Annotated in this window: 6 protein-coding genes and 1 pseudogene; 1 reads left to right on the forward strand and 6 read right to left on the reverse strand. The window is 72.1% G+C overall.

Annotated features, from left to right (window positions below; genetic code table 11):
• Positions 1-105, reverse strand: a 105-nt coding sequence (locus FYW95_RS27220) for a MerR family transcriptional regulator (RefSeq protein ID WP_159945699.1), incomplete at its 3' end; no start/stop codon positions are given.
• 149 nt (positions 106-254) lie between these two features.
• Positions 255-1,344 (reverse strand): annotated as a pseudogene (locus FYW95_RS27225) (IucA/IucC family siderophore biosynthesis protein); the annotation flags it as partial.
• A 237-nt stretch (positions 1,345-1,581) separates the two neighbouring features.
• Here FYW95_RS27225 and FYW95_RS27230 point away from each other — a divergent pair.
• Positions 1,582-2,460 carry a polysaccharide lyase gene (locus FYW95_RS27230; RefSeq protein WP_159945700.1) on the forward strand — a complete coding sequence of 293 codons (879 nt, stop codon included), beginning with the start codon at positions 1,582-1,584 and terminating at the stop codon, positions 2,458-2,460.
• 42 nt (positions 2,461-2,502) lie between these two features.
• Here FYW95_RS27230 and FYW95_RS27235 read toward each other — a convergent pair whose 3' ends face one another.
• From FYW95_RS27235 to FYW95_RS27250, 4 genes are all read right to left on the reverse strand, one after another.
• Entirely contained in the window at positions 2,503-3,165 is a 663-nt protein-coding gene (locus FYW95_RS27235) for a response regulator (protein ID WP_159945701.1), read from the reverse strand.
• 258 nt (positions 3,166-3,423) lie between these two features.
• Positions 3,424-4,923, reverse strand: coding sequence for a SulP family inorganic anion transporter (locus FYW95_RS27240; RefSeq protein ID WP_159945702.1), 1,500 nt, complete (start codon positions 4,921-4,923; stop codon positions 3,424-3,426).
• Positions 4,924-5,382: 459 nt separating this feature from the next.
• Positions 5,383-6,657: an MFS transporter gene (locus FYW95_RS27245; RefSeq protein WP_236568140.1), complete on the reverse strand. Its 1,275-nt coding sequence runs from the start codon at positions 6,655-6,657 to the stop codon at positions 5,383-5,385.
• Between the two features lie 98 nt (positions 6,658-6,755).
• On the reverse strand, positions 6,756-8,309 hold a 1,554-nt coding region (locus FYW95_RS27250), incomplete at its 5' end, for a peptide chain release factor 3 (RefSeq protein ID WP_160050998.1).

Here is an 8,309-nt window from a genome sequence, read left to right on the forward strand (position 1 = left end):
CGAGGGCTCCACCAGGCCGACCTCGCCGTAGTAGCGGATCGTGCGCAGCGACAGGCCGGTCCGCTCGGCGACCTCACCGATCTGCATGTGGCCCGTTCCAGGCATCGAAGCACCCCTTCCAGTTCCCCCCAATCTAACGTCGGATCCCACCGGGTGTCGCCGGGCGCCAACCGCGCCGTACGGCCGCCGCCTCCGGGGCACGGAACCGGGCCGGGACCCTCGGGTGCGGGGACCGGCCCGGTTCTCCGCCGGCCCTACACCGTCCGGGGGCGGAACGGAGCGATCGGGTTCTCCAGCGTCCCTGCCAGCTGCAGGCCGCCCGCCGGATCCTCCAGGTCGCCCCTCTGCCTGTTGTCGCGCAGCTGCAGGTGGTTCAGGCAGGAGAGCGCGAAGCGCTCCGCGAACAGGTCGTCTCGCGCGAACCGGTCGGCCAGGTGGGGCGCCGACGCCTGGTAGTCGGCGACGCAGGCCGCCACCGTGCGCCAGAAGCCGGTCTCCGACAGCGTTCCCTCACCCGCCAGGATGCCGTTGAGGAAGCGCAGGAAGCAGTCGAAGACGTCGGTGGACAGCGACAGGACGCGGGCCTCGTCGGGCACCTCGACGCGGATGCGCTCCACCTCGGCGGGCAGCTCGGCGTCCGCGCTCATCACCGCCACCTCCTCGGCGGTGTCCTTCACGAGGACCCGCTGGGGCACTCCGTCGCGCAGCAGGAGGATGACGTTCTCCCCGTGGGCATGAACACCAGGTCGTGGGCGTGGAACGCGTGCAGCAGCGGAACGAGGTAGCGGCGCGGCCACACGGCGGGCTCCAGTCCCGACTCGCGGATCAGCTCCCCGGCCCGGGAGCGGCCCCGGGCGTCGGTGTGCAGCAGCGAGGCCATGGTGGCCAGGCGCTCGCCCGGGCCCAGGCGGGGGACCGGGCTCTCCCGCCACAGCGCCGCGAGCATCTTCCGGTAGGGCGAGCCCTTCGGCGAGGCCCGCGCGTAGTGCGTGGCGCGGTAGCCCACCGCCGCCCGTTCGCGCAGGAAGCCCATGTTGAGCACCGACAGCGCCGTCTTGACGTAGTGGCGCTCGGGCGCGGAGGTGTTGAAGAAGGTGCGGATGGACTGCTGGGCCCGGTACTCGTCCGGGCCCAGCTCCTCGCCCAGGAACCGCTCGGCGTCCAGGACCTCGCCGCAGGCGAAGGTGGTGCGCTCGCGGCGCGCGGCCGCCCACACCAGCCGCACCGGGGCGGCGGCCTCGGGGCGTAGGCGCGGTACTCCGCGGCGCCGGAGCCCAGGCGACCGTTGTTGGCCGCGAAGCACGGGTTGCCCTCGGTCATCCCGGCCTCGATGTCCTGGCCCCCGGGAACTCGCCCTCGAATCCCGTCCGAACCGGCTCGCATGACCCGAACCGTTCAAGGCAGTACCTGGTGCTCCACCCCACCTTTTCAAGACTACGGTGATTGCTTGATTACCCTCCGTGTCGCTCGCCTCGGGTGCGCGGCGCGGAGCCGAGGATGACTGTCGCCGACGCGCCGGCTCCCGAGGGCGGGGCCGCCGTCGTCGGACGGTACCCACTTCTGCGGAACGGAAGAGGCCCCATGACAGTCAAGGCCCTGATCGCCTCCCTCGTGCTGGCAACCGCCCTGGACGCCGCCCCCGCCGAGGCCGGGACCGCCTTCCGGTCCGCCCAGCGGTACAACACCTTCGAGCGCCCGGGCGCGGGCACCGTCTACTCCCTGGACGAGTGGGCCGCGGACGGGTGGAACGCACCCTCCGGGGTGGGCCTGGCCGAGCGCACCCTCATCGACGACTCGGTGCCCGCCGTCAGCGGCGAGCGGTCGCTGCGCGTGTTCTACCCCGAGGGGGAGATCGGCCCGCGCGAGTCCGGCGCGCTGGCGCCCTTCCGGCTCACCCCGGAACGCGAGTACCACGTGTCCTTCTGGGCGCGCTTCAGCGAGGACTTCAGCTGGGGAGGCACCGCCTACGGCGGAAAACTGGGCGTGGGCCTGGCCGGGGGGTCGGTCTGCTCGGGCGGTGAGGACTGCGACGGCGAGAACGGCTTCAGCGCGCGCATGATCTGGCGCGAGGACGGCCGGGCGGCCGTGTACTACTACCACATGGACAAGAGGGGCAAGTACGGCGACCAGGAGTTCCTGCGCGTCGACGGCACCGACGTCCACTACCCCCGGGGCCGGTGGGTGCACATCGCCCAGCGGCTGCGGGTCAACACCGTCACCGACGGGCGGGCCAACCCCGACGGTGAGATCGAGGTCTTCTACAACGGCAGCCCCGCCGCCCTGGTCACCGGTCTGCGCATGGTGACCAACGACGACCTGGTGGACAAGGCCTACCTCTCGACCTTCTTCGGCGGCTCCACCGAGAGGTACGCGCCGGTCCGCGACAGCTACGTCTGGTACGACGACCTGGCGGCGTTCTCCCCGGACACCGACTCGGACGAGGTCGACGACCGCCTCTGACCGCCCCGGCGGAGGCGGTTCGCCGGGGACTGGGCCAGCCGGTCAGCCCGTGTCCCCGGTGCCCAGCCCGGCGTCGTGGGCGAGCACCGCCGCCTCCACGCGGTTGCGCACGCCCAGGCGCTGGAGGATCGCGCTCACGTGCCCCTTCACCGTTCCCTCCACCAGGTGCAGCCGACGGCCGATCTCGGCGTTGGAGAGCCCGGCGCCGAGCAGGGCGAGGACCTCCCGCTCCCGTCCGCTCAGCCGACCCACCCGTTCCCGGGCGCGCAGACGCCCGGTGGACCGGTCGTGCCGAAGCCCCTCCAGGACCCGCCGGGCCACCCTCGGGGACAGGAACGCGCCGCCCCCGGCCACGGCCCTGACCCCCAGCAGCAGCTCCCGCGGGTCGCCGGTCTTGAGCAGGAACCCGTCCGCCCCCCGGGCCAGGGCCCGGACCACGTACTCCTCCTCGCCGAACGTGGTCAGGACGGCCACGCCCGTTCCCGGAACCGTCCGCCGGATCTCCGCCAGGGCGTCCAGCCCGTCCATGACCGGCATGCGGATGTCCAGGAGCACCACGTCCGGCCGGAAGGAGCGGGTCAGCTCCACGCCCCGGCGCCCGTCCGGGGCCTCGGCCACGACCTCGACGCCGGGGTCGTGGCCGAGGACGGCCCGCACCCCCGCGCGGATCAGCGCCTCGTCGTCCACCAGCAGGACTCGGATCACCCTCAGCCTCTCCCTCTTCCGGACACCGGCCCCCGGGGGGGACCGGCCGCCGCCGCACGGCCGGGAGCGCACCGGCGGCCACGCACGCCGGCGCCGGGCGGTCCGGCCGGATCCCGCCCGGGAGAACGCGCATGGCTGAGAAGCTAGCCGCTGCCGGTGCCCGCGTCACCCGTCGAAGGTCAGGACGTGCCCGGGTACGCGACAGGGGGCGCTCCGCCGGTCGACGGCGGAGCGCCCCCTGTCCCCGTGGGCCCCGGGTCAGTGCCCGCCGACGAGGGTGCCCGAGAGCTCCTTGTGCAGGTGGGCGCTGGGCTTGTTCATGCCGGTGATCTCGACCTCGACGCCGTGGCGGCGGAAGTGCTCGGTGACCTGGTCCAGGGCGGCCACGGCGGAGGAGTCCCACACGTGGGAGCCGGACATGTCCACCACGACCTTGGTCAGGTCCTTCTCGGCGTAGTCGAACCTGTTGACCAGCTCACCGGTGGAGGCGAAGAAGACCTCGCCGTGGACCGAGTACACGCGGGTGCCGCCCTCGGGGTCGAGCACGCTGGTGACGTTGGCCTGCATGGCGGCCTTGCGGGCGAAGAGCACCATCGACACGATCACCCCGACGATGACGCCCAGGGCCAGGTTGTGCGTCCACACGACCACGGCCACGGTGACCACCATGACCAGGGTCTCGGTCCAGGGCATCCGCTTCAGCGTGCCCGGGGCGACGCTGTGCCAGTCGAAGGTCACGATCGCGACGAAGAACATCACCGCGACCAGGGCGGCGACCGGGATCATGCCGACGATGTCGCCCAGGGCCACGCACAGGACGAGCAGGAAGACACCGGCGAGGAACGTGGAGATGCGGGTGCGGGCGCCGGACTTGACGTTGATCATGGTCTGGCCGATCATCGCGCACCCGGCCATGCCGCCGAAGAAGCCGACCAGCACGTTGGCGATGCCCTGCCCGCGGGCCTCGCGGGCGTGGTTGGAGCGGGTCTCGGTCTGGTCGTCGACGACCTTGGCGGTCATGAGCGACTCCATCAGGCCCACCAGCGCCAGGGTCAGGGCGTAGGGCGCGATGAGGGCGAGCGTGTCCAGGGTCAGGGGCACGTCGGGGATCAGCGGAACGGGCACGGTGCTGGGCAGTTCGCCCATGTCGCCCACGGTGTGGGCGGGGATGCCCAGGGCCAGGGCTCCCACGGTCAGCACGACGATGGCCACCAGCGGCGCGGGGACGGCCTTGGTCAGCAGCGGCAGGCCGAAGATGATGCCCAGGCCGATCGCGACCATGACGTAGATCGGCACCCCGGCCCCGGCCAGGTGGGGGAGCTGGGCGAGGAAGATGAGGATGGCCAGGGCGTTGATGAACCCGGTCATCACGCTGGGCGGGACGAACCGCATCAGCTTGGCCACGCCCAGCAGGCCCAGGGCCACCTGGAACAGGCCCGCCAGGATGGTGGCGGCGATGAGGTAGTCGACGCCGTACTCGAGGGAGAGAGGCGCCACGACCAGGGCCATGGCGCCGGTGGCGGCGGAGATCATCGCGGGGCGCCCGCCGAGGAAGGCGATGGAGACCGCCATGACGAAGGAGGCGTACAGGCCCACGCGGGGGTCGACCCCGGCGATGAGGGAGAAGGCGATGGCCTCGGGGATCAGGGCCAGGGCCACCACCAGGCCCGCCAGCACGTCGGCGCGGATCTGGGCGGCGGCGGGGACCTTGGACATCAGGGACCGTGGCGTCTTCACGGGCAGATTCATGGAACCCATCTGGGGTCGGGCGGCACGCAGGGCGGACCGCGGTGTTCACGTCGGGTGTGCGGCGACGGCGCGGGCGAGCAGGTCCGTCCTGGGGAGTCGGGGTGTGCTCCAGCGCCTGGTGTCCGGTGCGGCACTCGTGGTGCCCCGGACGCGGCTCCGTCGCCGCGGACCCGACCGAGCCCCTGGGGTCGGCCGGGAAGTTCGCGGTCATTTCCTGGCCCCTGCCGGGAAACGACCTGGGCCCAACTTTACGCTTACGTGAGAGTTCGAGTCACGTAGAGCAACTGAGACAACTCTCACAAGAAAGCGGCTTTAGGTGTTTTCCCAGGTGGATGGGTGTGATGAAGGCGACATGCGCATTTCCGCCGAGTTAACCCTGCGTGATTTTTTGGGTGGGGTCCTGGGATGTTCACACCCTTTGGTCACCGGGTCCGGCCGCAGCCGGAGGCAAGCGTGCGAAGGCGGTGCTCAGGGCTCTCCGCCGTGCCGGGCCGGGGCGCTGGCCAGAGCCTTCCGGGGTCTGCGGGCGAAGCAGACCGCGACCGCCGCCAGAGCGCACAGCAGTGCCAGCCCCAGAACGCCGGGCCGGTAGCTTCCCGCCCATCCGTGCGCCAGGGAGAGCAGGATGGGGCCCACGGCGGTGGAGGCGACCGCCACGGACTGGGTCAGCCCCCGGAGGGTGCCCAGACTCGCCGTGCCGAAGTAGAAGGGCAGGGCCGCGCCCTCCACCGCGCGGGCGCCGGAGGCCGCGGCGCCCAGCGCCGCGCCGTAGAGCAGGGCGCCCGGACCCGGGGAGACCAGCGGCAGGCTGAGCAGGGCGAGCGCGTGCAGGGCCATGGCCCCGCTCATCAGCGCCTTGGGGGAGAACCGGTCGGTGGCCGACCCGAACAGCAGCGCCGCGCCCAGACCGGCGACGGTCTGGGGCAGGAAGTTGGCGGCGGCCTGGGCGGGCGTGAGCCCCTGCTCGCCCAGGACGGAGATCTGGTGGAAGAACACGGCCGTGGAGACCAGGCCGCTGCACGCGATGGATCCGGCCATCGCCCAGAACATGGAGGTCCGCACGATCGTCCGGAGCGGCCAGGCGGCCTCCCCGCCGTCCGGGCTCCCGGCGGGGGGAGGAGTCCCGCCCCGGGGCGCCCGGGTGAGCCCGCGCAGTCCCCACCAGGCCAGGGGCAGGACGATCACCCAGATGAGCACCGCCTCGGCGACGAAGGTGTACCGCCAGTCCAGGACGGCGATCACACGTTCGGTGAGCAGCGGGAACAGAGAGATCCCGGCCGCGCCCAGCGAACTGGTCAGCCCCAGCAGGGCGCCCCGGTTGCGGGTGACGGCGATCGCCACGGCGGTGGTCGCGATCATGCTCATGCCGCCCTGGCCCAGGGCCCGCGCTCCCACGAACCCCACCGTCAGCCCGACGAGTTCCTGGGCGCAGGCCAGCAGGACCAGGAAGCCGCCGAAGCCGAGCGCTACCAGGGCCAGGACCCGCTGGACACCCAAGCGGTCCACCGCACGGCCGATCCAGGGCAGGGCGAGCGCCCCGGCCAGGGTGCCGACCATATAGGCGAGGGAGACGGCGGAACGGCTCACGTCCAGGTCGGTGATGACGTGGTCGACGAAGACGGAGATCCCGGTGGTCTGGCCAGGACCGCTCAGCGCCAGGACCAGTGCGGAGGCGGTGACGATCCGCGGAACGGACCGGGAGGTGGCGGACGTGGTGGCGGCGGACAGCGCGGTGGGCAGCACGACTTCTCGGAAGGCGGCGGGTGTGCGGTCGGCGGGTGGTGGCGGCTTCCCGGATCGGGCGGTGCGGCCACCCCCGTGAGCAGGGAGCGGGCGAGGGGTCAGTATTCCTCGTCGACGCCTCCGGCCAGGAGGGGCTCCATGAACAACTCCGGGTGGTCGCGCTCGATCACCCGCAACCGCCACTTGTTGTGCACCAGCACCAACAGCTCACCATCACCCCGACGCCTGAGCACCTCCGCCCCCGACAACGCGTGCAGCGCCGGCGCCGAGGCCGCGTCCGTGCGCCGGGCCACCGAGTACTCCAGCGGCGAGGTCTCGATCGGGGAGCGGAACTCGTGCTCCATCCGGTGACGCACCACGTCGAACTGCAACGGCCCCACCGCGGCCAGCACCGGCGCCTGCTCCCCGCGCACCTCCGAGGTCAGCACCTGCACCACACCCTCGGCGTCCAGCTGGGCGATCCCGCGCTGGAACTGCTTGTAGCGCCCCGCGTCCTTGGCCCGGGCCACCACGAAGTGCTCCGGCGCGAAACTGGGAATCGCGGGAAACTCCACCTTGGGACCGTCGTAGAGGGTGTCGCCCACCGCCAGCGCCTGGGCGTTGACCAAAGCGATCACGTCCCCGGGGAAGGCGGTCTCGATGGTGGAGCGGTCCGAGCCGAACACCGCCTGGGTGTACTTGGTCGCGAAGGGCCGCCCGGTGGCGGCGTGGGTGAGCACCATGCCCCGCTCGAAGCGGCCCGAGCTGATGCGCACGAACGCCATCCGGTCCCGGTGGTTCTTGTCCATGTTGGCCTGCATCTTGAACACCTGGCCCGAGAACGGGTCGCTCACCGCCCGCTCCCCGCCCCGGGCGTCGGCCTTGGGCCCCGGCGCCGGGGCCAGCTCCACGATGGTGTTCAGCAGCTGGCCCACCCCGAAGTTGGGCAGGGCGGCGCCGAAGAGCACCGGCGAGGACTCCCCGGCCAGGAAGGACTCGGCGTCGAAGTCGGCGCCCAGGGCCTGGAGCAGCTCGATCTCCTCGCTGGCCTGGGTCCAGGCCTCACCCTCGGCCTGCGCGGCCCGGCCGGCGTCCAGGGTCTCCTCGATGGCCTTGTGGGCGCCGCCGGGGGTGCGGGTCATCTTGGTGTAGACCCCGGTGCGGCGGTCGATGAGGCCGCGGAAGTCCCCGGCGATGCCCACCGGCCAGTTCAGCGGGGTGGGGCGCAGCCCGATGCGCTGCTCGATCTCGTCCAGCAGCTCCAGGGGCTCGCGGCCGGGCCGGTCCCACTTGTTGACGAAGGTGATCACCGGCATCTTGCGCGAGCGGCACACGTCGAAGAGCTTCAGGGTCTGCGGTTCCAGGCCCTTGGCCGAGTCCAGCAGCATGATGGCGCAGTCCACCGCGGACAGCACCCGGTAGGTGTCCTCGGAGAAGTCGGCGTGGCCGGGGGTGTCGACGAGGTTGAGGACCCTCTGGTCGTAGTCGATGCGCAGCGCGGCGGAGGTGATGGAGATGCCGCGGTCCTGTTCCATCTCCATCCAGTCCGAGGTCACCCCGCGGCGGTCGCCCTTGCCGTGGACCGCGCCGGCGGAGGAGATCGCGGCGGCGTGCAGGGCCAGGGCCTCGGTCAGGGTGGACTTACCGGCGTCGGGGTGGGAGATGACCGCGAA

Origin of the sequence: Nocardiopsis sp. FR4 (genome assembly GCF_009830945.1) — a bacterium.
Lineage (GTDB): Bacteria > Actinomycetota > Actinomycetes > Streptosporangiales > Streptosporangiaceae > Nocardiopsis.

What these genes read in the sequence shown, in the direction of transcription:
- FYW95_RS27230 (WP_159945700.1), top strand. Translation starts at nt 1,582, where the DNA reads ATGACAGTCAAGGCCCTGATCGCCTCCCTCGTGCTGGCAACCGCCCTG.
- FYW95_RS27240 (WP_159945702.1), bottom strand. Translation starts at nt 4,923, where the DNA reads ATGGGTTCCATGAATCTGCCCGTGAAGACGCCACGGTCCCTGATGTCC.